At 54.8% G+C, this 22,382-nt stretch carries 19 protein-coding genes; 8 read left to right on the top strand and 11 right to left on the bottom strand.

Features of this window, described 5'->3' with window-relative positions:
• Window positions 1-107: 107 nt before the first annotated feature.
• From K239x_RS06370 to K239x_RS06395, 6 genes are all read right to left on the bottom strand, one after another.
• The gene (locus K239x_RS06370; protein ID WP_145416948.1) at window positions 108-1,913 is read right to left on the bottom strand and encodes a Gfo/Idh/MocA family protein; all 1,806 of its coding nucleotides are present in this window, start codon (window positions 1,911-1,913) and stop codon (window positions 108-110) included.
• 188 nt (window positions 1,914-2,101) lie between these two features.
• Window positions 2,102-3,046, bottom strand: a complete 945-nt coding sequence (locus K239x_RS06375) for a DoxX family protein (protein WP_145416949.1) — start codon at window positions 3,044-3,046, stop codon at window positions 2,102-2,104.
• Between the two features lie 218 nt (window positions 3,047-3,264).
• A complete protein-coding gene (locus K239x_RS06380) occupies window positions 3,265-3,933 on the bottom strand; it encodes a zinc metallopeptidase (RefSeq protein ID WP_419189744.1) in 669 nt (222 codons plus the stop codon).
• Window positions 3,934-4,087: 154 nt separating this feature from the next.
• Complete coding sequence (locus K239x_RS06385; protein WP_145416950.1) at window positions 4,088-7,195, bottom strand: M28 family peptidase; 3,108 nt, start codon at window positions 7,193-7,195, stop codon at window positions 4,088-4,090.
• A 129-nt stretch (window positions 7,196-7,324) separates the two neighbouring features.
• A complete protein-coding gene (locus tag K239x_RS06390) occupies window positions 7,325-7,723 on the bottom strand; it encodes a hypothetical protein (protein ID WP_145416951.1) in 399 nt (132 codons plus the stop codon).
• A gap of 73 nt (window positions 7,724-7,796) precedes the next feature.
• Complete coding sequence (locus tag K239x_RS06395) at window positions 7,797-8,849, bottom strand: DUF3500 domain-containing protein (protein WP_145416952.1); 1,053 nt, start codon at window positions 8,847-8,849, stop codon at window positions 7,797-7,799.
• A 176-nt stretch (window positions 8,850-9,025) separates the two neighbouring features.
• Between K239x_RS06395 and K239x_RS06400 the strand changes: the two genes are divergently transcribed.
• On the top strand, window positions 9,026-10,213 hold the full coding sequence (locus K239x_RS06400; RefSeq protein WP_145416953.1) for a tetratricopeptide repeat protein: 1,188 nt from the start codon (window positions 9,026-9,028) through the stop codon (window positions 10,211-10,213).
• A gap of 27 nt (window positions 10,214-10,240) precedes the next feature.
• On the opposite strand, the gene K239x_RS06405 is transcribed toward K239x_RS06400, so the two are convergent.
• From K239x_RS06405 to K239x_RS06420, 4 genes are all read right to left on the bottom strand, one after another.
• Window positions 10,241-11,047, bottom strand: coding sequence for a WecB/TagA/CpsF family glycosyltransferase (locus K239x_RS06405; protein ID WP_145416954.1), 807 nt, complete (start codon window positions 11,045-11,047; stop codon window positions 10,241-10,243).
• 57 nt (window positions 11,048-11,104) lie between these two features.
• Window positions 11,105-12,127, bottom strand: a complete 1,023-nt coding sequence (locus K239x_RS06410) for a polysaccharide deacetylase family protein (RefSeq protein ID WP_419189745.1) — start codon at window positions 12,125-12,127, stop codon at window positions 11,105-11,107.
• Between the two features lie 81 nt (window positions 12,128-12,208).
• Window positions 12,209-13,321, bottom strand: coding sequence for a sugar transferase (locus K239x_RS06415; RefSeq protein ID WP_419189746.1), 1,113 nt, complete (start codon window positions 13,319-13,321; stop codon window positions 12,209-12,211).
• Window positions 13,322-13,455: 134 nt separating this feature from the next.
• Window positions 13,456-15,009, bottom strand: coding sequence for a GumC family protein (locus K239x_RS06420; protein WP_145416955.1), 1,554 nt, complete (start codon window positions 15,007-15,009; stop codon window positions 13,456-13,458).
• A gap of 540 nt (window positions 15,010-15,549) precedes the next feature.
• Here K239x_RS06420 and K239x_RS06425 point away from each other — a divergent pair.
• The 7 genes from K239x_RS06425 to K239x_RS06455 all read left to right on the top strand — a co-directional run bounded on the left by K239x_RS06425 (window position 15,550) and on the right by K239x_RS06455 (window position 20,654).
• Complete coding sequence (locus K239x_RS06425; RefSeq protein ID WP_145416956.1) at window positions 15,550-16,233, top strand: class I SAM-dependent methyltransferase; 684 nt, start codon at window positions 15,550-15,552, stop codon at window positions 16,231-16,233.
• A 70-nt stretch (window positions 16,234-16,303) separates the two neighbouring features.
• A complete protein-coding gene (locus K239x_RS06430) occupies window positions 16,304-17,098 on the top strand; it encodes a thymidylate synthase (RefSeq protein ID WP_145416957.1) in 795 nt (264 codons plus the stop codon).
• Window positions 17,099-17,128: 30 nt separating this feature from the next.
• On the top strand, window positions 17,129-17,626 hold the full coding sequence (locus K239x_RS06435) for a dihydrofolate reductase (RefSeq protein WP_145416958.1): 498 nt from the start codon (window positions 17,129-17,131) through the stop codon (window positions 17,624-17,626).
• Window positions 17,627-17,809: 183 nt separating this feature from the next.
• Window positions 17,810-18,181 (top strand): 30S ribosomal protein S13, encoded by a 372-nt coding sequence (gene rpsM, locus K239x_RS06440; RefSeq protein WP_145422217.1) that lies wholly within the window; start codon window positions 17,810-17,812, stop codon window positions 18,179-18,181.
• A 121-nt stretch (window positions 18,182-18,302) separates the two neighbouring features.
• Window positions 18,303-18,686, top strand: coding sequence for a 30S ribosomal protein S11 (gene rpsK, locus K239x_RS06445; RefSeq protein WP_145416959.1), 384 nt, complete (start codon window positions 18,303-18,305; stop codon window positions 18,684-18,686).
• Between the two features lie 253 nt (window positions 18,687-18,939).
• The gene (locus K239x_RS06450) at window positions 18,940-19,935 is read left to right on the top strand and encodes a DNA-directed RNA polymerase subunit alpha (RefSeq protein ID WP_145416960.1); all 996 of its coding nucleotides are present in this window, start codon (window positions 18,940-18,942) and stop codon (window positions 19,933-19,935) included.
• Between the two features lie 59 nt (window positions 19,936-19,994).
• Window positions 19,995-20,654 carry a bL17 family ribosomal protein gene (locus tag K239x_RS06455; RefSeq protein ID WP_145416961.1) on the top strand — a complete coding sequence of 220 codons (660 nt, stop codon included), beginning with the start codon at window positions 19,995-19,997 and terminating at the stop codon, window positions 20,652-20,654.
• A 199-nt stretch (window positions 20,655-20,853) separates the two neighbouring features.
• Here the strand turns inward: K239x_RS06455 and K239x_RS06460 are convergent, their stop codons facing one another.
• A complete protein-coding gene (locus K239x_RS06460; protein WP_145416962.1) occupies window positions 20,854-22,224 on the bottom strand; it encodes a hypothetical protein in 1,371 nt (456 codons plus the stop codon).
• Window positions 22,225-22,382 lie beyond the last annotated feature (158 nt).

A 22,382-nucleotide genomic window follows, 5' to 3' on the forward strand; every position in this document is an offset into this window, starting at 1 on the left:
AATGACTGGAGTCTGGTGGTCGACAACTTGGACGCGTTCAGCATCGCCACTGCGAATGACGTAACGCCGCTGCGATTGACGTCGCAGTGCCCCGCTTCGGCGTGCCGCTAGGCGACAGGTTTTTCCATAAACTCGGTTGCCGATTTGATATCGCTGCCGTCTGGCGTGGCATCGTTGTCGATATCGAACCAGTCTTCTTTGAATCGCAAGAAGCCGCCTGTTTCCGATTTCGGGTCATTCGCGTTCTTCAGGGCGACATTGGTTGCCAATGCGATCACGGCATCGCCCAAAGCGACTTCCGGATAGCAGCGTGGGTGGTTTTCCTTGCTTGGGTTACGAATGCAGTAAGCCCAGTGCTCGATCTCTTCGCGGTATCCGCGGCTGACCGGTCCGGAGTCAGCTGCCTGCGCAACCGGAGCGGCAACGTCTCCGCTGGCACTGGTGTCCAGTGCGTAACCGCCACCGCTTTTCTTGACGCCGACTTTGCTGCTGGTGTCGCTGTTTCGATAAAGCAGCACATCGGTTTCTTTGTCCAAGATCAACGTGCCTTTGGTACCCATCACAACTTCGCCCCAACCGCCGAATCCGTTGCCGTTGATGGACGAGTAAGTCACGACCACTTTCTTGTTGGGATCCTGTTCGTAACCAGGGACGCCGCCGCTTGGATACTTCAACGCCTTGTCTTCGTAACCAACGTCAAACGTTTCGGGATACTCGGGGCCAGGGAATTCAAAGGCACAGTAAACATGGTCACCGACTTCGCGGTCGACCGGCATGATGTGACGACCGCCGACAGCATGAACGCTTAGCGGGTGAACTTTCTTGCCATCTTCGCGGAGTGACGTCAAGAAAATACTGACGGCGTCCAGCTGGTGACTGCCCAGTTCGGCCATCAAGCCTGCACCGGTACGCTGGAACAAACGCCAGCGATGCAGTTCTTCTTCTGCCGTGAACATATTTTCGCCCACGGAAAAATCTTGGTAGCCGAACTTCGACGCGTCGACGTTTCCATCGGCTTGCCATGCCGTCCACAAAGCGACTTCTTGAGTCAATCGTTCGACGTCGCTAGCACTGGCATTCTTTAGTGCGTTCACGCGGTTGCGAAGGTCGCCGGCGACTTTATTCGATCCAGGCAGCGGCATCTTCCAGCTGTCTCCACCGGGCAGGTTACCGCGGTGCCACTGAGCACGAATGTGATGCAGTTGTCCAAGCAGGCCCCATTTGATCAAGTTGACGGCGTTGTCGTACTTGACGTTGTAGTGACGTTGGTGGCCGGTGGCCAAATGGATCGGGTTGTCATCCTTGTCTTTCATCGTGCCGGCCATGCGTGACATGACTTTGCACTGTGCGACATTGTGAGCCATTAGTTTTTCGGTAAGCACATGCAGACCTCGCTTCATTGCCTGCGCTGCTACCGGAGCGTGCAGCCAAAGCGGAAGCGCGATGATCACCGCTTCGATGTCTTTGTCGTCCAAGCAGGCCATGATCCCGCCATTGCTGCCGTCGTAGACTTTGACATTCTTGCGAGCTTCGGCTTCGTTTTTGTAGCCAGCAACATTGATCAAACCAGGGCGTCGACCGAGTGCGGATGGGCTGCTCCAATCACCGTGAAACGCGCGGCGTTGACCGAAGGGGCGGATGTCGCAAATCGCTTTGACATCGACGTATTCGGGATTGCATCCGCCGATCAACACGTTGCCTTCGTCGCCCGTTCCGATGACGGCCACGCGGACGGGATCGTTGACTTTGCCATAGCCAAAGTAAGCCGCGCCCAGTCCAGCACCACTGACGGCACCGGCGCCGACGATGCCGCGAAGAAAATCTCGCCGGTTCACATCGTAGTAGCTTCCGATGGCGGAATAGTAGTTGTCCAAGCCCACTTCGCGTTCTTCGGGGGAGAGCTTATCGACCATGGTTGAGTCCTTGATGAATTCGGTTTGCTTACGCGTTGAGGTGTTTTATTGGGGGGCCGCTCGCAGGCACTTGAGAGTGCGAATCACTGCGACAGGCTAATTGTTTTCGTCGGATCGGAATGGATGTCGTCCGCATTCATTGTAAGAGCCCGGCCCGTAGTGGGCCGCAAAAAACTCTCAAATGCAGATCACTCGACTTCCACCCGGTGGCCGTAGGTTTTGCGAATGATCAGGTGCAGGAAGTAGTCCAAGCCGGCAAATCGACCGGCCGCTGTTCCGGCCAGGACTAGGCAAGCCATGCACTCGATCAATTGGTAGTTGCTGGATGCAGGCCCCGTGACGGGCGGATACTGGCTCAGGAATACAGAACCGAGAAAACCTGCCGCGGCTAACGCAGCAACCGGCGTGAAAAAGCCAAGCAAGAGGCAAAGGCCAACGGCGATATCAAAATACGGAACAAAGCGATTGATGGTTCCAGTGTGCATTCCCAGGGGGGCCTCGAACTGCAGGTACCCGCTGGCTTCTTGTTGGGCTGGCGTTGCGACGGCGTTTTGGTTGGCTTCGTAGTTTTCCCACAGTTGCGAAATTTCGGCCAATGCCGGTTTCAGTTTGCCGACCCGTTCACGGCGAATCGTGTCACGCTGGCCTCGCAAACTGGCCACGCCGTCACGCATTGGATCGGCATCCATGGCTTCCTCACGCAGGGCGCCCAGATCGTATTCATCCAGATCCTGTTTATAGTCCACAAACACCTGTTGTTGCAGTTCAACGACGGTGGCGTAGTTTTTCTGAGCCTGGTTGATCTGCTTTTCGTCAAAACCATAGTGGTTCGCAACTTGGTCCCGAAACATTGCCAGGTAAAGCATGCTCTGGTCCATGTCGCGACGAATGTTGCCGTCGGAGTCCCAAACCAGTTTTTGGAAATGGTCGGCCAAGGGGCCGCGTGCGTTTGCAAAGAACGGAGCAGCGTCCCAGTTGCCTTTCTGGTACTTGTCCAATCCTTCACTATAGAAATGCCATCCAACTGTTAGCCGTAGCAGCACCAACATGGTGGCACCAATGAGGCCAAGTAAACGTGGCGAGAGTCCCCACCCGACGCAAAGCCGCAATGGGAACAGCAGAATATTTCGCACGAAGAAGGTACTCCGAAAGAGATGGGGGGACCAATGCGAGTCGACCCACCCAAGGAAGGGCTCAAAATGGCCAAAAAGTGCCATCGGGTCGCCTATTATGGCAAGGGAACCGCCCGACGCCAACCATAAAGGCAGGCGTATCACCTACTTCGCTACAAAGTGTCACGGGCCCCCGCGAGAGAAACCGTTAGGGGTCTCGCAGACGGGAGAGTTTCGCATCAATCGCGGCGACTCATGATGATCATCACGTAGTAAAGCAGCGTCATTACCGACTGCAGAGTTGCGGCAACGTACGTCAGCGCGGCGGCATTGAGGACTTTGGCGACATAGCGTTCTTCCGCCCCAGCGATCATCCCCTGGTCAACCAATTGCTGACGGGCCCGGCGGCTTGCATCGAATTCGACCGGCAGCGTGATGAGCTGAAAAAACACCACTGCCGAAAATACAATCACGCCGATGATCATCAGCGGTTGAAAATTAAACAGCATTCCGCCAAACAACATGTACATGCCTGCTCCGCTGCCAAAGCTGGCTGCGGGAACGGCGGCGGCGCGAATCTTCAGCGGCATGTAGCCTTGCGCATCTTGGAAAGCGTGTCCCGCTTCGTGGCAGGCCACACCCAATGCGGCCATCGAGCGACCGTTGTAAACGTCGCTGCTTAGGCGCAGGACCTTGGCTCTTGGGTCGTAGTGATCGCTCAGTCGCCCGCCGACTTGTTCGATTCCAACATTCGTCAAACCAGCCGAGTCCAGCATTCGGCGAGCCGATTCAGCGCCCGACATTCGGGCTGGAACTTGGCTCATCGACGAAAAAGCAGACTTCACCCGCCACTGGGCGTACATGCCTAGCAGCATCGGGGGAATCACAAAAACAAGGTACATCATCATCGTAATGTTTATCCTTCAACAATGCGGTTGATCCCGCAGATTAGTATTTCAGCAAAAAGTGCTTGCCGCCAAATCGGCAGTCAGACTCATCCAGCACATACAATGCAAGTGCCGCGCCAATGGTGAAAAGTACGGTCTTTGGTCGCTGTCCCGCTTATTCCCGAGCCGACGGGGTCACTTTCAAAGTGAGGACTTTGTCGCCCCTGCGGACATCCATTTCGGTCTCCTGACCAATCTTTAGCGCTTCGATGGCATAGGTGTAGTCATAGATGTCTTCGATTTTTTTGCCAGCCAGTTTGATGATAATGTCCCCGCCTTGGACACCGGCTTTGGCAGCGGGGCCTTTTCCCGCTACGCCACTGAGTTTCAATCCCTTGATGTCGCCTGCTACATAATCCGGAATCGTTCCTAGATAAGCGGTCAGCCGGACACGTGGTTGGTCGACTTGTTCAGCGTTTTCGTCCAGCTCGAATTTCGGTGCTTTGTCGGAAGTCATCACGCCGCGTGCGAGCAGCGCAAAGAGTCGCGAAATTTTGGCGGCTCCGTCATAGTTCAGTTTGTCAGGTGTGTCGCGCGGTGTGTGATAGTCCTCGTGTGCTCCCGTGAAAGCCGCCAGAATTGGTACGTCACGCGCAACAAACGCAGATGCGTCCGTTGGCAAGCGCGTGCTTGTTTTGTCCAGCGTCAGGGCCAGCCCAACCGGCACATTTCGACGTTGCACTTCGCCTTCGAAACCTGGGGACGAACCGATTCCTTGAATCACTAGTTTTTCGCGAAGCCGACCCACCATGTCCAGGTTCAGATAGGTCGCGATCGCTGCGGTCAGTGGTTCGGCGTCGGTCGACGTACCGTGTGCGTGCGCGGCTTTCTGTTCATTGTTCGTTTGGGACGCGGCATTCTTGGGAGCGTTGGGATAGAGCCTGTAAAAATCTTTGACATACGCTTGTGATCCAAACAGTCCCAATTCTTCGCCGCTCCAGGCGGCCACGATCAAATCGCGTTTGGCCTTGAAGCGACCGGCCGATTTTTCGCTGGCCAAGTACTGGGCGATTTCAAGCATCGACCCGACCCCGCTCGCATTGTCGTCCGCTCCGACGTGGACCTGGTCGCGTTCGTCGTCTTTGGCAAGTGAATTGCTGCCGCCGCCTTTTCCTAAGTGGTCAATGTGTGCGCCCAACACCACGGCTTGTCCGGATTCGTTGGGTTGGTCGCCGGCAGGCAATCGTGCAATCACGTTTCGTCCCGTCCCTCGGTTCCGTTTGATGTCGATGTTGGCAGCGATTTTTACTTCGCCCAGTTGCATGCCCATCGCCATCTGGCCGTCGTCGATCCCGGCCTGTGTTTTGGCCAAATCGTCTCCGGCTAGTTTGAAAATCTTTGACGCGACTGCGTCCGAGATGGTTATGCCAGCGATGCTGACTTCGGCTTGCGAAGCGTCGGAGTCGAAGCGAATCAAATCGTTTTTGTACTTGCTCGTTGGACCAGCTACGAAAATGATTCCTTTAGCGCCCAGGTCACGTGCGATCGTCGCTTTGCGGCGCGGTGCGCTGTAGCGGGCCAATTGCTGACGTCGTTCGGGAGTGATTTCCTGAGGCAAATCGCGCAGCACCATGACCCATTTGTCCGTGACATCGAGGTGCACGTAGCTGTCGTACTCTTCGACATCGTCGCCTCCGGGAATTTTCATTCCGTAACCAGCAAAGACAACGCCGGTCGCTTCGATCTCGCCGTTTTTAGAAAACGAAAGTGGCAGCCAGTCTTGGCGGATTTCGAGTGCTTCGTCGCCAAGCGTTACCTTGTTTTGGGCAGTCAAAGTCGAACCGGCCGGGAAATCGAACGAGTGGAAAAAAGTGCCGTCATCGCCCGCGGGCAAGTATCCCAGGCTTTCCAAATAGGCAGCAACATACGCCGTGGCCCGTCGCTCGCCCTCGGTGCCGGTTAGTCGTCCGCCCAGTTCGGGGCGAGTGAGGTAATCGACGTGTCGCATGATGTCAGTCGGCGAAAATTCGGGCGAAGTTTCGTGAGCGGCCGCCAAGGCCGCATCTTGATCTTCGTTGCCTGGTTGCGAGGCTTGGTCGCTTAGCCCCAGGCGTTTTCGCATCTCCGTGTCGTTCCAATCGGCCACGTAGATCTGTGATTGTTTCTTGTGCCGATTGCTGGTCCAGGAAAGTTGTTTTCCGTTTGGCAAAAACACAGGCAGCCCGTCGAATCCATCCGTGAACGTGACCCGTTGTGGTTCACTCGCTCCATCGGCGCGAACACAGCTCAATTCGAAATTGGCAAAATTCATTCCGCCGTTCACGAAATCATGGTTGGTCGTAAACACGAGGTAGTCCCCGCTCGGGTGAAAGAACGGAGCCCAGCTCATGGCGTTGAGTTCTGTCAGTCGGCGAACATCGGTTCCGTCGACGTTCATGGTGTAGATCTCGGCGGTCGCGCCGTTTTCAGCGAAGCGTCGCCAACAAATTCGCTTGCCGTCGGGCGAAAAGAACGGTCCACCGTCGTAGCCTCGCACGTCGGTCAGTTGGCGAACATTGGTGCCGTCGGCGTTCATGATGAAAAGATCGATCATGTAAGACGGCTCACGTTCGAACATTTCCTTTTCGCGCTGGCTGAGCTCCTTTGTGAAAACGTTTCGATTCGAAGCAAAAACGATTTGCGAACCGTCCGGGCTATAGCTCGCTTCGGCGTCGTATCCCTTGGCGTTGGTCAGTCGTTTGTACTGGCCGTCGTCGCCGCGTTCGTAGATTTCGTACTCGTTGTCGTAGTCCCACGAATAGCGACGTTCTTTTCCGGATTCGCGAAACGCGAGTTCGTCGGATTGTTTCTGCGCGGCTTGCGGATCGTCGTGGGTGCTTGAGAAAAGGATGCGGTCGCCTTGCGGGTGAATCCACGCACACGTGGTTTTACCAAGTCCCGGTGAGACTTTTTCGATGTCGCCGGTTTCCAGATCCGTCACGTAAATTTGATAGAAAGGATTGGCCGGATCCCGTTCACTTTGAAAAACCATCCGGCGACCATCGGCACTGAAATATCCTTCGCCAGCACGACGCCCTTCAAAGGTCAGACGCCGTCGGTTGGTCAGCAGTTCGGCTTCCCGTTTGGCGGCTGCGGCCGCGACTTTTGCTTTATCTTCGTCCGAGAGTGCCGCATGAGGATCGGCGTGCGGATTGGTGGCGGCAGGTTTTTCCTGAGCCTGCAATTGAAATGCAAACGTCAGGCACAGCGCGAACAACGAATATTGGACGGATGTTTTGAACATCGTGGCTTCCGTGATGAAAAAAGTCAGTATTGGCCTTAGAACAGAATCTTAGCGTTTTATCGCTGGATTGGCGGCGCAGATCGATTCTTTCAGCCACGGCCGCTAATTGGCAGCCGCGATGACTCGCTTCTACGCATTGGGGCTCAGACCTTGGGCACCACGCAAGCAAATCAGGTCTTCACTCCACTGCTTGAATAGCTCGCCGCGGTCAGCATTGTTTCGGAAAACGCGGACGCTGCTTTGGTCCTTGCGAGCATCTTCGCGGACCAGTCCAAAGAGTTCGTGATACTCTGCGTCCGGGGCAGGTTCGTCGGCGTTGGCGTTACTACGATCCACCCGCGCGGTCGCCTCGAAGCGAAAAATTTGCAGCCAGCCGGGCCGCTGCACGGCGACCAACCGGACGTTTCGCAGTTTGGCTGTGCCGCCAAAATAACCGTCGGTGGTTAGATGGCGGCGAATAGCCCGTTCCATGTCGTGATCGCCCACCCAGTTGTGCCAGCGCTCGCGTAGATGTTTGATCCAGGACATGGGGGGGCTTTGCTCAGTCAGCTGCGAATAAAAAATCGGAGGGCACCACAACGTTAATGTTGTGACCGACTAATTATTTGCCAGCTGGCAAGTCAAAGTCGCCCGACACATCTCGCCAACAGCAGTGGATGTGATTGGCTGGGTTGCCTTCGGCGTCGGCTTGCGTGTTGACAAACTCGATCAGAAAACGCTTGCCGCGGATTCGATAGTAGTGTCCGATGCCGGGCTTTTTGGCTCCGGACCAAGCAAAGTGTACGTCGTCCCAGCCGTCTTGGTTGATCAGACTTCGACGACCCTTTGCCAGGGGCTCGGGGACGATGTCTGTGTAGACTCGGACAAGTCGCTTCAGCGTTTTTTGGTTTTCTTCGGAAAGCTCGCTCAGTGCGATTCCGACTGGTTCTTCGACATCGACTTGGGCGTCGCCCGCGAAACGCAGTTCCTTCGGAGCGTCTTTGTCGATGATGGCCTTGGCTTGATTCTCCTTGCTAAGGGCGTTGATCAGTTTGAATCCGATCTGCTCCTCGCTTTTCAGGACTCGAGTGCCTTTACCGAACGGCCCAGGAACATCGGTTTTGACTTCGCCAGGATTTGCGCCAAAGAACTGAGGAGTGCTATCGGCAACTTTTCCATCGCGATAACTGAAATTGAGTGACAGGTGATGCCCTTCGATACTCAGTCCCCACGGATCCTTGTCGCTGGGTTGGCCAAAGAAGGTGACGAAGTACTTTTGGGGGTCGCGTTCCCAGTTGCGCTTTTCGCCTTCCAGTTCACGCACGACCGCTTCCATCAGCATGGTCTTGCTGGCTTTGTCGTAGCCGGCTTCGCTAAGTGTTGCACGAATCAGTCGCAGTGCGGAACTCCGTTGAGCGGAATTCATGTCCCGCAGTGCCAAACCCTTGCGGGTCTTTTTGGGGATGAAGTGCCAGTCGACGCGTTGATCTGAATCGTAGGGAACGATCGCTTTGGCTTTTTGATCTTCGTCCAGGGAACTCAGAAACGAATCGGCAAACGTTTTTGCCTGAACACCGGGGGGATCGCTGACTTTCAAGCCAGTGATTGCCAGAGCGGCTAAGCAAATTGATGCTGCAAAATACAGTCGAAAAGAACGTAGTCGAACGAAACGCATGAAACGAAATCTCTTCAAGGGGCGGGGAGGGAGATGGGGAGCACCCCATCTTAGAAGAGATAGCCGCGGGAGTGTACCGTCAGCCAAATCGTTGTGGCTGCGGTTCGGATTGTTTGCGTCGGGATCCCGCCAACACCTAAGATTAAAGGCAATCCACCTCGCACGGGAGCAGCTCGATGTCGTCCAGATTGCTACGTTTTTCGGTCGTTCTGTTTGCGTGCTGCGTGTGCGTCACGTCGTACGCCTGTTTGTGGGACACAGAGACGCTATGGCAGGAGCGAGGATTTGCGCCGTCAACGTTGGAGGTCATCGTTGGAAAATTTCCGCGACATTCGGATGCCTACTATGAGTGGCGACGAAAAGATCGGTTGAAAAAGTTAGAGTCCGAGCCGCAGAACGATGCCTTGATCGACGACCTTGCTGTTGCGTATGAGAAGTTGGGACGGCACGGCGATGCAATCGCAGCTGCCCGATCTCAGTTGGCACGACAGCCCAAGCGTTACGAAACACTGGCCAACCTGGGAACGTTTTTGATTCATGATGGCCAATTGGAAGAGGGGCTCGGGTATATCGAGCAAGCTATCGAGGTGAATCCTGATGCGCATTTTGGACGTGAAAAATACCAACGACTCTTAGTGAAGTACTTGTTGCTGAAGTCCAGCGACGGCAAATATGAATTGCCGCTTGCAAGCAGTCGGATCGATGAGAAGTCTTTTTGGTACAACTATCTGTTCGTTCGTTTTGCAGCGATTGAACTGAGCGACGGAGAAGCCACCTCGCTTGACAAGGCAGAGCTTTTGGCTGCGTTGGAGGGGGTGACCGGAATGATGCGGTTTTCGCGTCATGATCATCCGGTGTTGTTGGAAGTGCTGGGCGAAATCTTGCAGGCGCTCGGGCACAAACGTCTGGCGTACCGCAGCTATCGCAAAGCGGCTTTGGCCAGCGAGGACGAATCGGCAAGAAACGCATACGAACTGTTTGCGTCGCGTGTAATTGACGGGCAATATCAGAGAGGCAATACGGACGAGCCGATCTCAGTCGAGATGGTCAATGCGAGATTCGATTCCGAGCAACGCGATGCCGACGAATGGTTTGCCAATGTGGCGAAGAAAGAAGCCGAGTGGATCGCGGATGATGAAGACGTCGATGCGCGGTTCGCTGAGGCTTTTCGATTGCCGCCGGTCTCCGTCGATCTGGATGATGATGAAATCGACCGATCACCGCACCATGTAATGGGGAATCCAGCAGGCGTCTTTGTCGGCAAGTTGATCATCGCCGGAATGGGGATCGCTGGAATTCTGGGGTGTGTCTTGCTATTGGTCATGCACCGCAAAAGAAGTCGCCGATTGCCCACAGGCAGATGAGCCTGATGGTCGCCCGTCCAGATCACGCTAGCCGAACAAAATCTCTTCACTTGGCTTCTTGCCTGTATCGGTGCGACCTTTGAGTAAGCCGATTTTCTGTAAGACCAACCGCGTGAGGAACGCGGGGTTGGTAGTCAGGTAGCGTTTCCACAAACGTCCGGGTTCGCGTGTGAGGCGGAAAAGCCATTCCAGTCCACGCTTTTGCATCCATGGTGGAGCCTGTTCCAGCAAGCCAGCGTGAAAGGCGAACGCAGCGCCAACGGCAATCAATGGCATATTCAGACGGTCACGCATCTCGTAGGCAAATACTTCTTGACGCGGGCATCCTAGACCGACGAAACAGATTCCGGCGCCGCTGTCGTTGATCGTTGCGGCCAGCTCATCGCGTTCCTGTTCGGAAAGAGTCCGGAACTTGGACGCTTGGCTGCCAGCGACTTGCAAGCCGTCGAATTTTTCGCAAAGACGCTCGGCAAACTTGTCCAGCATTTCTTGGGTGGCGCCAAACAGAAAGACAGGGACTCCTTCCTTGGCAGCGGCTTGGCAGATTCGCAGCGTTAGCTCCGGTCCGTACACGCGATCCTTTAGCTCGGTTCCATACAGCCAGTTCAACGCCCAGCGAACCGGTTGGCCGTCCGGGCAAACCAGGTCAAACTGATTGAGCCGGAAGTTGTGTGCATTGTCCTTCACGCCCGTCATCACACCGTGAACAGCCAGCGCAGTCACAGCCATGCTTTCGCGTTTTTTACCAGCCGTGATGACACGGTCCACGGCGGCTTCGTAGTCAATCGCGTTGACATCAATGCCCAGGACGCTGTGTTGGCCTTTGTCGATCATGGAAGTTTAGGAAATCCGAGGGGTGATTGGTTTGCGTGGCGACTGGATGGGGGCGTCTTAGCGAGCAGCGATAGCAGCGTCTGCGGCCGGATGATCTGTATCGAGTGACGAATCGCGATCAATGTTGGGGTCCAACGCTGCAACTTGGTCAATCATGCAGCGAACGTCAAACGACTCGGCGTATTTTTTCAGTGCCCAGCGTACGATGGCAATTTTGTCGGCACGAGCCATGTTCATGGCTGGAAAGTAGGCCATGTCCGAATCATCTTCGCGGCCCATAAAATCCGGCGGATGCAACAGCAGCGAAGGCGGCGTGCCCGTCATGCGGCAAAGTCGCAGTGCAGTGGAAAAGTATGCCTTGGCTGCCAGCGTCGAAAAACTTGCTAGATACGTGAAGTAACTAAAGTGAATCGGGGTCCGGGCGAATGGAAGCACCGTTACAGGAACTTCCCAGAGATTCGTCGCTTGGCGGTCGTCATTACCGGCAACGGAGCGTTGGAACGGGCGATTGGGATGCCTCATCGACTTGAATCCGCCGTACAGCTGTTTGGCTTTTTCACGCTGTTCACCCTGCAGTTTCGTGCGCATCAGAAACACTGCGCGAGCAATCGGCGCCATCGAAGTGGGAAAAATAGAAGCGTCGTAGACGTAGTCGTTTTTTGCCAAAACTCTTAGTACTTGATCGGGGCAGCTGAATCCCGGACCGCGAAAACCAAGCGGCCGTCGCCCCAGGTGGTCGCGAATTCGTTGGTCCGTCGTTTCGATCTCCGCCGTAATCTCGCTAGGCTCCATCGTGTGCATCCACGGGAGGTGATTGAGCGAGTGATTGGCGGGTTCCCAATTGGGAAGGCGGTCAAATGACCGGGCTGCGGCGATGTTTTGGTCGTCGGCCAAGTCGCGGCCGACGATAAAGACCGTGAGCGGAAGATTCAGCTCGCCCAGAGTTTCGACGATTCGATCGGCTGCCAGCGGCAGGTAACTGCTTTGCTCCGCCCAGTCGTCTCGTCCGGCGGCTCGCAGGTAGGCCCACTTGTTGTCGAAGTCCAGCGAGATGCTGGCGATTTTCTTTTTTTGACTCACATCATTACTTGTCGTTTTGCTGCGCGCGACTGTTGTCAGCAGTCGGCAGCGAGAAAATCGTTCGCCTGTTGTTCCCCGAGTCTATTCGCTTCCGCGACCCGTCAACGGGACCAGAAACGTAAGGGCGATCAGTCGCAGGTCGCGAATCAATCCGATGCGGTCGATGTACTGCAAATCCATTCGCATCCATTCGTCAAAGGTCTTGGCCTTGGCTTTATTAACTTGCCAGTTGCAGGTCATGCCCGGTTTGGCGTCCAGTCGACGTCGGTGCCAATTGTTGCAAGCACGACTTTCATGCCAAGGCAGCGGCCGCGGACCGACCAGTGACATGTCGCCTTTGAGGACGTTCCAGAGCTGTGGTAGTTCATCGATGCAGGATGCACGCAGGAAGCGTCCCACTTTTGTCACGCGAGGATCCTTGTCGACTTTAAAAGCCGGTCCGTCGCGGTGGTTGGCGTCGCTCAATTCAGCCTTGCGAGCTTCCGCATCCACGACCATCGATCGCATTTTGTAGATTTTGAATGGACGACCGCGTAGGCCTTCGCGAGTCTGTGTGAACAACGCCGGGCCGGGGCTGGTGAATTTCACCATGGCCATGCTGCCCAGAATAATCGGGCTACCGAGGGTCAGCCCCACCGAAGCGCCAAAGATATCCAACGACCGCTTGACGGCCATTCTCATCATCGGACGCGGAACCATTGGGTCTTCGCCAGAAACCTGTACGTTGGCTTCATCGACACGCAACCATCGCTGTGACGGATCATCACCGAGTCGCTGCTTTTTGCCGCTTGGAAAATCGTCGGAATCAAAACCTTCGGGGTCGTGAACCTTCAAGTCCAATTTGACATTCAGATTCAGACGCTGGGTCTCCGCTGTCAGACGATCCAAGACCGCACGGCCGCCCATCTCTGGAGTGTCGACCAACAGGATGCCAAACTTGTTTGCGCTCAGGACACCTTTCTGATCGGTCATGCGCACGTTGCGGTGCAACAAGCGAACGAGCAATCGTTTTCGGCGGCGCTTCTGAATGCTACCGACCAATTCAAGTGTCAAGACGCAGAAAGGAATCGAGCGACGTGTCGCGCGCATCCTCTCTCTAGCAATCTCGCGGTTGAATTCGCCGGTCGTAAGCAACAGGTCTTGTCCCTGTCGATTACCTAGTCCGGTCCATTCGCTAACCAAGGCTCCGAGCACGTTTAATATCCCGTTTAAGATGTCAACACGATTCCTGTCGCGTAGCCATCTTCTCAAGTTGAAAATCAGGGCTGCTTTCCCGCAGACGCCCAAAAAAACACGTTGTATAAATCAAATCTCTGTCGTTGCAGCCCTTACAGGCTTTCGACCGGTCCCACTGGAAACGGTTCATGTTTGGTGCGGCCATTTCGGCGCTGATGCGAAAACGTTTCCGACCACATCGGCAGTGCTGTCTGTCGCAAAATTGCTTGCAGAGCAGCCGCCAACAATCCCAAGGCTCCGGCCAGAACCAAAAGCGTCAAGCGTGGTGGGCCGACTTTCTTGAGGTTCAAGGAAGCTGGCTGAATCACTGCCACGTCGGACAGTTCTTGCGTGTCGAGTGCCGACACGATTCGTGCTTCTTCCAGGCTTTTGGAGTGAGCCAAAAAGTTCTTCTCAGCGACATCACTTGCCCACTGCAGTTCGGCCAATTCAATTCCGTCGGTGTTTAATCGCACCAAGTCAGTGTTAGCGTGATCGACAGCGGCAGCGAGCGATTCGTAGCGACTTTTCAGTCCAGCTGCTTTTGCAAACGTGGCTTCGTACTCGCCTTGTAGTTTTTGATACACCGGGTTGATCGCTTCCAGCGACTGTTCGCGATCCTTGTCTTCGTTGTCCAGGATGTCCTGGCTGCCCGACATCGTCTTTTGCACCAGGCGGTACTTGGGATGCGAAGGCTTTAGCTTGGCCATCGCTTCGCTGTTGGCGATCTGTGCAGAGTAAAGTGCTGTCCGCATGTCTTCGCCTGCTTTGCTGGCGATGCCTTTGGTGACGGACGTGGGCACCCACTGTTCGACTTGAGCGAGGCGGATTTTCAAAGCACTCGCGTGACTGTCGGCTTCGGCAAATGCACTTTGTGCTTCGTCGCGGCTCAGTTCCAGCGAACTGATGCGTGTGCTCAAAGCTTCTTCGGCGGCTTTAACGCTAAGCCAACCCATCTTGGCTTTGGTGCCCTGCAGTAGTTGTTGGCTCGCGATCGCGGATTTTCGGCTGTCGTCGACTTCTTTTTCAAAGAACTCCAAAGAGCCAGTCGCTTGGTGAGCTTCGACGTGAAAGCGTTTGTATTCGTCCATCAAGGTTTGGACGATTTTGCGGACCAAAATCGGGTCGGAACCTTCGCCAAAAACCGTGACCGTGTAGGTGTCTTTCGGAACTGCAACGTCCACCCAGTTCTGGACCCGTTGGATCGCTTCTTCGAGAGCGATCTGGTTGTCGTATTCTTCGGTTTCGACGGAGCTTTTGGCTCCCGGCAAAGAGGGGATGAAACTGGTGAGATTATTGACACCCTTTTCGATCCAAGTGCGTGGCTGGTTGATTTCGTCGATGCCGACACTGTTAACAACGCGTTCAGCGATTTCTCGGCTGCTAAGCATTCGCGCCACGCTGACGACTTCCGACTTGCGGCTCTCCATCAGCGAAATCGTTTTGGAGCTCTGAGCAGTTGGGTCGATCGAAACCGCTCCCCGACCCAGGCGGACAAACATCAGTCCGTCGCTTCCGTAACGATTGGGCCATGCAAAGACCAATGTTGCCAGGACTGCGGACGTGATCAGGAAAGTCGCAATGAAAGACTTGCGCCGGTCATTGATAGTGCGAATGATGTCGGAAAGCGTTGCGCTCGCCATCATTTCTACTGGTCGCCGTTCCACAATAATGACTCTTTGTCTTTAGGGTTCGTTGGAGAATTGGAAGTTCGAGTTGGAGGTGCCGATTCTGGTTAAATCAGGATTCCTGACCCAGATCTCCCAGCTCCCCCTAAAGTAAATACTCCACCAGCCTGTTTCCGCCAGATTCACCAGCGTAATAGTTGTAATCAGCGAACTAGGTTGGTTCATACCACCTTTTCGGGTTTTTCGGGCAAAGTGGGCAGGTAGCGCCGAGAATGGGTTTTAGGGTGGTGAATCGGATGTTTTTTTTGACGCCAAGCCAATCTCCTTGGTTTTCAACCGTCCATGCGGTGGGGGAATTCGGCGATTTTGGAGCAATCGGCTCCCCTCGCTGATTTCGCCCGGTGCCCGCAAATACGGCAAAATCCCTTCTCTGTGTCTGTAGACGCGTGAAGTCGATGGGCGATCTGCATCAAATTTCCGGTTGTCTTTATCCAGTCGAAGGGGAATCGATAGATTGTGAAGCAATTACTACGTTCATTCCCGGCCACTTTCGCCTCCGCACCCACCGGTAAATCGTTCATGTCTCAGCCGCTCGTTCCACTGCCGCGTACCTTGGAACCCGAGTCGATGGAGTCCCAGGAAGAGGCCCAGCAATACGGTCAAATGGATCACTCGGCCGTGAACCGTCAATTTGTCGATGATCTGGTCGCAGGTGGCGACATCGGTCTGCAAGTAATCGACTTGGGATGTGGGACGGCCGCGATTCCGATCCAATTGTGCCAGCGGTTGGATGACGTGCGAGTCATTGGCGTTGATTCATCGATTTCGATGCTGGAGATCGCCAAAGTTGAAGTCGACTACGCCGGAATGTTGGACCGCATTTTTCTGGAGCAAGGTGACGCCAAGGCTATCGACGAATTTCAAGAGTCGGCAGCTGACACCGTGATCTCCAATTCGCTGCTGCATCATTTGGCTGACCCCAAGCACGGTCTGGAAGCGGCGTTTTATTTATGCCGAGACGAAGGGCGATTGTTTCTTCGCGATTTGGTGCGTCCAGGGACTGACGCCGAGGTCGAAAAACTGGTCGCGTTGTACGCCGAAGGAGAGTCGGGTTTTGCCCAGCAGTTATTGCGGCAATCGTTTCACGCTGCGCTGACGTTGGATGAGATTCGCGAAATCGCCGGGGGCTTTGGCATCGACGCCGAGCACGTTCAAATGAGTAGCGATCGGCACTGGACAATCGATTGCCAAAAGCCAACCTGAATTCCGTTGGCCAGAGCCGATCTGAATTGAAGGCCGCTAACGCCTGCCACCAAGCAACGATGGATTCGCGATGATCGAGTATTTGAGACTGTTAGAAGAAGTAATGGAAAGCGGAATCGATCGCGAAGACCGCACAGGGGTGGGGACACGCGGTTGTTTCGGGCGGCAAATTCGTTTTGATCTCAGCAAGGGCTTTCCGTTGTTGACAACGAAAAAGCTGCATGTGCGATCGATTTTCTACGAACTGCTCTGGTTCCTGCGTGGCGACACCAACATCAAATGGCTCAAAGAAAACGGCGTTTCGATTTGGGATGAGTGGGCTGACGAAAACGGCGATCTCGGCCCCGTTTACGGACACCAGTGGCGTTCTTGGCCTACGCCCGACGGTGGCACCATCGATCAGATAGCGCGGGTGCAGGATCAGATTCGCACCAATCCCGAATCACGTCGACTGATTGTCAGTGCGTGGAATGTGGCCGATGTCGAAAGCATGGCTTTGCCGCCTTGCCATTTGCTCTTTCAGTTTTATGTTTCGCAGGGGCGGCTGTCTTGCCAGTTGTACCAACGCAGCGCCGACATCTTTTTGGGAGTTCCGTTCAACATCGCCAGCTACGCTTTGCTGACGATGATGATGGCCAAAGTCACTGGTTTGGAACCGGGTGACTTTGTGCATACGTTTGGTGATTTGCATCTTTACAACAATCACTTTGACCAAGCACGCCAGCAGCTATCGCGCGAGCCAAAGCCGTTGCCGAAGATGACGATCACCAAAACGCCCGAATCGATCGACCAATTCGAGTACGACGATTTTCGGTTAACGGATTACGACCCGCATCCACGGATCAAAGCGCCTGTCGCGGTCTAGCGTTTTGACGCCAACCAAGGTGACGTTTGCATGCCCTGTTCTTCCACTCTGACCGCCGTCGTCGCCATGACTCCTGCGGGCGTCATCGGCCTGGACGGCGATATGCCCTGGCGTCTGAGCAGCGACCTGCGTCGGTTCAAAAAATTGACCATGGGCGGCGTGTTGATCATGGGGCGAAAAACTTTTGATTCAATCGGCCGGCCGCTTCCAGGTCGTCGCACCGTCGTGATTTCGCGCAATGCCGACTGGTCCTGTGAAGGCGTGCAACTTGCGGGGGGGGTGGAAGAAGCGATGGGACTGGTTGGCAGCGATGCGGCTTTTGTGGTTGGTGGTGCTCAAATTTACAACCTAATGCTGCCATTGTGCGGCGAAGTCTGCCTCACGCGAGTCTGGTCCAACGTGGTTGGCGATACGACGCTGTCATTAAACACGTCGGAATTTGCGAAAATTGAGTCAACTCGGCTGCCTGCAACGGCTCGCGACGACGTGCCAACTGAATTCATTCGGCTACGAAGGCAAAATTCCTGAGAATTTGATGCAAAGTGGCCATTGAGCAAAAAGGGGGCCAGACGCTATATTCCCTGATCCTTCACCGGACGCAGTGCCCCCATTTTGCTTTGATGGCTCCTGCAATGGCCCGCATTCAGGCGGGTTCAACCGGATTTTTGCCGCCAAGTTGCTGACTTTAGGAGTCTCGCTATGCCTCGTTTGATGGGCGTCGACGTCCCGAACGACAAACAGATTCAGTATTCGCTGACGTACTTGTACGGAGTCGGTTTGTACTCCGCACGCGAAGTTTGCGAAAAACTGAACATTGATCCCACTCGTGCCGCCAAAGATTTGGGCGAGGACGAATTGGGTCAGATCGCTGCGTTGCTCGAGCAAGACTACACGGTCGAGGGTCCACTTCGTCGTCAGGTAACCCAGAACATCAGCCGTCTCCGTGAAGTGCGAGCCTATCGTGGCATGCGTCACCGTGTCGGTTTGCCTGTTCGCGGTCAACGCACCAAAACAAATGCCCGAACCCGCAAAGGTCCTAAGAAGACAGTTGCCGGGAAAAAAGGCGTCAAGGACTTGCGCTAAAAGCTGTTTTCAGGTTTGCCGAGCATCCAATGGGTGCTGGGTACGATAGCCTGTTTCAGTTTGCGTTCGGCTTTGCCAACCATTCATTCAGTATTACCCTATCAGTTAGAGACCCTTTGCCGTGGCAAAGTCCAATAAGAAGAAGCGTGTTCGACGCAACGTCTCCAATGGCGTGGCTCACGTTCACGCGACGTTCAATAACACGACCGTCACGATCACCGACCCCAAAGGCGACACGCTTTGCTGGGCCAGTGCTGGTACGAGCGGTTTTAAAGGCTCGCGTAAAAGCACTCCGTTTGCAGGTCAATGTGCGGCTCAACAGGCTGCTGAAAAGGCCAGTAAGTTCGGTATGCGTGATGTTGAAGTTCGTGTGAAAGGCCCTGGCAGCGGACGCGAAAGCGCAATCACCGCACTTCAGGCTGCTGGTTTGAACGTGAAGTTGATCGAAGACGTGACGCCAATCCCGCACAACGGCTGCCGTCCTCGAAAGAAGCGACGCGTTTAGTTTATCTGTGTCGGTCCTGTTTGTTGCTTTGACAAACAGGCTGGTCCTGTTGGTGACGATCAGTTGCAATCGCTGATCGTGATCAATCGCAGAGACTGTTTGCGAAACCCCGACGTTGATTTATCGCGATCGAGTTTCATTGGACACCGCTTTTTAGAATCAGCGAATCGTTCACAGTCTTTCGCTCCCGTTAAGCATTGCACCTCCCACACAGCCAATCACTCCAACCTCTGCTACCCAGAATCGAGGTTCAATGACTATGCACATCCGTTGGCGCGGTATGGAATTGCCCAGTACCGTCGAAGTCGATCGTGATACACTCACATCATCCTACGGCAAATTTTCAGCTGAACCCTTTGAGCGTGGTTTCGGTTCCAGTATCGGTAACAGTCTCCGTCGCGTGCTGCTAAGCAGCCTAATGGGAAGTGCTGTCACCCAGATCAAGATCCGTGGCGCTCAGCACGAGTTCACGTCGATCGAAGGTGTGATGGAAGACGTCACTGAGATCGTTCTGAATGTCAAAAGCTTGGTTGTTCGCAACCACAGCGAAGCGACTCGCGTGATCACGGTCGAACGTGACACGGCCGGTGTAATCACTGGTGCTGATGTTCAGACAGACTCGGACGTGGAAGTCATCAACAAAGATCACGTCATCGCGACGCTGACTTCGGACGTTCCTTTCATGATGGAAATGGTCGTCGAAAATGGCCGCGGCTATGTTCCAAGCACGGAACACAGTGCCGTCGATCACGAAATCGGCATCATTCCGATCGATGCTGTTTTCAGCCCGATCGTTCGCGTTCGCTACGACGTCGAAGAGACTCGAGTGGGCCAAAAGACAAACTTCGATAAACTGAATATCGAAGTTTGGACCGATGGCACGATTACTCCTGAATTGGCGATGGTCGAAGCCGCAAAAATCCTCCGAAAGCATCTCAATCCATTCGTCCAGTACCGCGAAATCGGACCGAGTATTTTCTCGGCTGCTCGTGGTGGTGCCGGATCGCCAGAAGCTCAGTTGGAAGCAAAACTGAACATGACTTTGGCTGAAATGCGATTGTCGGTGCGAGCCAACAATTGTTTGGAAAGCGAAAACATTCAAACCATTCGCGACCTTGTCCAACGTAACGAAGATTCGTTGTTGGAAGTTCGCAACTTTGGCGATACAACTCTGAACGAAGTGCGTGAAAAGCTCGCTCAGTACGGATTGCACCTTGGCATGCGAGTGCCAAATCAGCCGCTGTTTTAAAAACAGCTGGCTTCCCCTTTATATCAACGTTTAACTAGACCCCTGACGGATTTTCCGCCATGCGACACCGTAGAAAAGGCCGCACGCTAGGACGCAGTCCTAGCCATCGCAAGGCATTGCTCAAGAACTTGGCAAGCGCTCTGTTTTTAACAGAACGCGACGCTGAGCTTGATGACAACGCCCCAAAGATTCCTGGCCGAATTACCACCACGCTGCACAAAGCTAAAGAGGTTCGTCCTCTGGTTGAAAAGTGCATTACGCTAGCCAAAAAGTCGATGCCGTCGGCTGCTGAGGCTCAGAAATTTGCCCACGATGGCGATCGTGGTACGGATGCTTACAAGAAGTGGCGTAAGAGTGATGACTGGCAGAAGTGGGCAGCCGCTCGCGCTCCAGTGGTCGCTGCCCAACGCCGTGTTGTGCAGTTGATTGGTGACAAGCAAGCCACCAAGATTCTGTTTGACGTCATCGCAGAACGCTACACGGATCGTCCGGGTGGATACACTCGCATCATGCGATTGGCCACACCACGGTTGGGTGACAATGGCGTGCGAGCCGTTTTGGAATTGGTCGGGAACAACGACCGAGTATCGCAAAAGTCGGCCAAGCCTTCATTTGAAGATGCGGCTCCAGCGAAGAAGACGGAAGAAGCCGCGGCTTCCAAGTCCGACGAAAAAGCGGAAGCTCCAAGCAAAGAAGAGAAAGCTGACGACAAGTCGTAAGCTGCTCTTTCGGAAATCGAGACATCAAACCCACGCTACAAATAGCGTGGGTTTTTTGTTGGCCTGGAGTCACCTGGTCGCGGCAGGTGTAGTGCGGAAAGTCTGCAGAACAACTGCGATCGCACGCGCGCAAGTACTAGCAGGGCATGCATGTTGCATAGCGGCTGGTTGCCCCTATTCGCGAGCCTTGCGGGCGCCGTTAGCCGCGCGACCCTTGCGCCATTCGCCAGGTTCGTTCTTGTTCTGCAGTGGTGACTTCTGCGTTCAGCTCGTTCCATACCGACGCGGCTTCCGCCAGTGCTTCGGCGGGTTTGGCTTTGCCGTTCAGGCAGCGGCTGATCTGGCTGTCCAATGCCGCGTAGTATCGATCTCCGCTGACCAGTTGCAGATTGGGCCGCGCTAGTGGCGATTGAAGTCGCTTGCGAAGCCAACGTTGGTACGGGCTGCGGCTTGATGATCTGGAGGCAGTTGATGAGCTGTCCGAGTTGATTCGAATCGGAGTCATCACGCTTACCTGTCCTTGAAGGCTGTCGTTTCCTTCGCCTGATGAAATCCATTTCAAAAAGTCGTTTGAAGCACCGCTTTGTCGGCAACCGGCCGAAATTGAAATCAACGGTGTAAACGCATCTAGGAGTAGTCGCGAACCATCGTCGCTATCGCCAGGGAGATCGCTGAGCGAGATTTCGACGCTGTCGTTTTCGATGGGCATCTCCCAACCAATGCCGCCAAGCACATCGCCATCAACCAAGCTTTGCCAAATTTCTGACGGCGACTTGGGGCCTGCTTTGTATTGTTTGGCGGTCGCCACCATCTGTTTCAGCACATCTACAAATTCCGACTGATCGATTTGCGGCGTGAACTCTTTGCCGGCAAACAGCCACTGTGACTCGACTGTGGTGCTGGCTCTCCACAGAAACATTTGTCCGGCCCACCCCGGCGCAAGCGGTTCGGCCGCTTGGCCTTTCAGGTCTTCAGCAACCCAAGTGTGATAGTCCGACCACGAGGCAAGCGGTTCGATAGGATCGGTCGAAAGAACTGCTGGAATCTTCGCTCCCAGTGGCAGCCCGGTCGCTTCCCCGGCAAACTGTGCCGCGTTGTTCCGTAGGGCGGGATAGAGACGGCTGATGGAGGCGGGCGCATCTTCGTTTGGGGCAGTTGTACTCGTTTCACCGAGCAGCGAATCGTCTTTGTGGACCACTGCACCCTCCGCGAATAGTTCTGCTGCGGCCAGCAACGGATAGGCGATCAAGTCGTTCGATTTGTATTGATCTAGGATCGTCTTGATGATGCCGGCGCAATCGCTGCGATCAACAGGTGTAACGGATATTTGCAGCGGCTGTGGCGCGATCGCTTCCCATTTTCGTTTGATGATATCGGCGTCGGCCTGCGTCCCCAGCCAAAGTAGCCTGAGCGGAACATCGGTTCGCACCGCGGGAGAGTTGGTTGAATCCGTCGCGTTGCGGCAGCCGGGAAAAAGCGTCGTGGCACCTACCGCTGCGATCCCCGCAGCCAAGATTTCGCGGCGACAAGGAGTCCGCGATGAAGGAGTGGTCGTCGCTTCGTATGGCACGATGATCGGCTCGTTAGAGTGAGAGGCCGCTGGGTGGCCGACGCTGGGAAATCAAAAGGATCTGTGTGCCACTTGGCCCGCAGATCGCAACAACAGCGTTACGCACACTGGCCCTGGCTAGTTCGACCAATTAGTTTACAGCTTACTGGTTCAAGTCC

The organism is Stieleria marina, from assembly GCA_007741555.1.
Taxonomy (GTDB): domain Bacteria; phylum Planctomycetota; class Planctomycetia; order Pirellulales; family Pirellulaceae; genus K23-9.